Source organism: Streptomyces sp. NRRL WC-3549, from assembly GCF_000721935.1.
Lineage (GTDB): Bacteria > Actinomycetota > Actinomycetes > Streptomycetales > Streptomycetaceae > Streptomyces.
The window spans coordinates 31,363-33,216 of record NZ_KL585429.1 but is presented as its reverse complement, the minus strand read 5'-3'; the positions used below and the strand labels follow the sequence as shown (position 1 = coordinate 33,216).

Here is a 1,854-nt window from a genome sequence, read left to right as displayed (position 1 = left end):
GGCCAGCCGTGCCGCCACCCAGCCGGGGGAGTCGGGCACGGTGTGCAGGCCGGGCAGCGGGCCGTGCAGGAACAGGACGGTGGACGTGACCGTGATCATCGCCGTCTGGTGCCACAGGAATATCGTCATCGCCGACAGGTTTACCAGCGCCACCGCCGCCCACACCGCGGGCCGTGCCAGGGCCCGCCGCAGCGGCCCGAGCAGCAGCAGCGCGCCCCCGCACTGGGCGAGGCCGAAGGTCACGGCGGCCAGCGTCGGCGGGTCGAGGTTGGAGAGGGCGCCCCCCGGCACCCCGACCATGGCGGCCGGATACCCGGCGAACAGGACCAGCCCGGCCGTGGCCGCCGCGCCCCCGGCCAGCAGCACCCACCCGGTCCGCCGGTCGCGGAGCCCGCCCCGGGCCCAGGCGGCCCCCAGGCTGTACGGGACGAGCCAGCCCGCCGCCACGTTGATCCAGCCCAGCCACTGGGGTCCGTCCAGCCCCAGCCGGAAGAGGTCCACGTGCAGCACCACGGCCAGCGGCCACAGCGGGTGCAGCCGGGCCACCAGCGGGGTGGCCGCCGTCAGCACCGTGAAGACCAGCAGGAACCACAGCGGCGACCACACCAGCTTGCCCAGCGCGCGGACCGTGTCCGGGTCCACCCCGGAGACCAGCATCACGCCCGCCGCCACCGCCCACACGGCCAGGACGACCAGGACCGGACGGAACAGCCGGCCCACCCGGGCCCGCAGCCACCGGCCGTACGACACGCCCCGGGCCCGGGCCGAGGCGTACCCCTTGGCCCCGACCGCCCCGCCCACCAGGAAGAAAACCGCGAGCGTCTGGAACACCCAGGAGACCGGGGTGAGTTCGGGCAGGTACCGGAGCGGGCTCGCCCCGTGCAAGGTGCCGCTGTCGGCGACCAGCGCGGTCACCAGCCAGTGGCCGCCCCCGCGTCGAGGGCACGGTCGCGGCCGGCGGGCGTCGCCGAGTCGACGCGCCGGGCGAATGCGCGCAGGAGTTCACGCACGGCCGTCCTCCGCTCCCGCGACGATCCGGGCGAGGCTCCGCAGGGAGACGGACCCCGGTCTGAGGTAGTCGCTGTGGCCGCCGTCGCCCGCGTCGAAGACCTCGGCGCCGAACTCCGGTGCCACCGGGTCCGTCCCGAACCCGACGGTGGTGAAGGCCAGGTCCAGCCGGACGTGCGGCACGTGGGCGATCCAGTCGCCGCTGCCCCGGCCCGCCCGGACGGTGGCACCGGTGTGCAACTCCTCGGCGGTCGGGGCCCCGGTGCCCGGGCTGCCGTAGAGCACGAGGTCCGCGACGGCGAGTCCCGACGCGCCCCGGGCGCAGACGACCGATCCGTAGGAGTGGCAGAGCAGCGAGACCCGCGCACCGGGCCGTGCGTCGGCCAACTCCCGTACGAACGAGGCCAGCCGCGGGGCCGCCTCGTCGGCCCGCCCCGGGGTCACCGCCTGGGGGCTCACCGTGGACGGTGTCCGGTACCCGAGCCACGCGACGACGGCCGACCCCTGGCCCAGCTCGTGGGCGAGGGCCTCGGCGTCCCGCCTCAGCCGCCGGTAGTGGTCGAGGTCCACCCCCGCGCCCGGCACCAGGACGGCGATGCGGGCGGCCCCGGACAGGTCGCCGAAGACCTCGGCGGTCCGGCCCCCGTCGCGTCCGTCGAACGCCAGGAAGCGGCGCCCCGGGTCCGCCATGGCCCGCAGCGAGTCGGCCCGCCGCCGGTCGCCGTGGGCCGAGGCCATCCGCAGCGCGTCCCGGATCGCGTCCCGGGTGGCGGCGTACCGGGTGTCCAGGGCTGCGGGGGTCGCGGAGATCAGGGGGGCGAGGCGGGCCGGGACCGGGGCCGGAAC

The 1,854-nt window shown here is 76.9% G+C and carries 1 protein-coding gene and 1 pseudogene; both read right to left on the bottom strand.

The annotated features are described in order from the left end of the window. A pseudogene (locus IH13_RS38825) lies at positions 1-998 on the bottom strand (acyltransferase family protein); the annotation flags it as partial. A gap of 4 nt (positions 999-1,002) precedes the next feature. Then, a partial coding sequence (locus tag IH13_RS0129720; protein WP_031089157.1) for an alpha/beta hydrolase occupies positions 1,003-1,854 on the bottom strand: 852 nt, incomplete at its 5' end.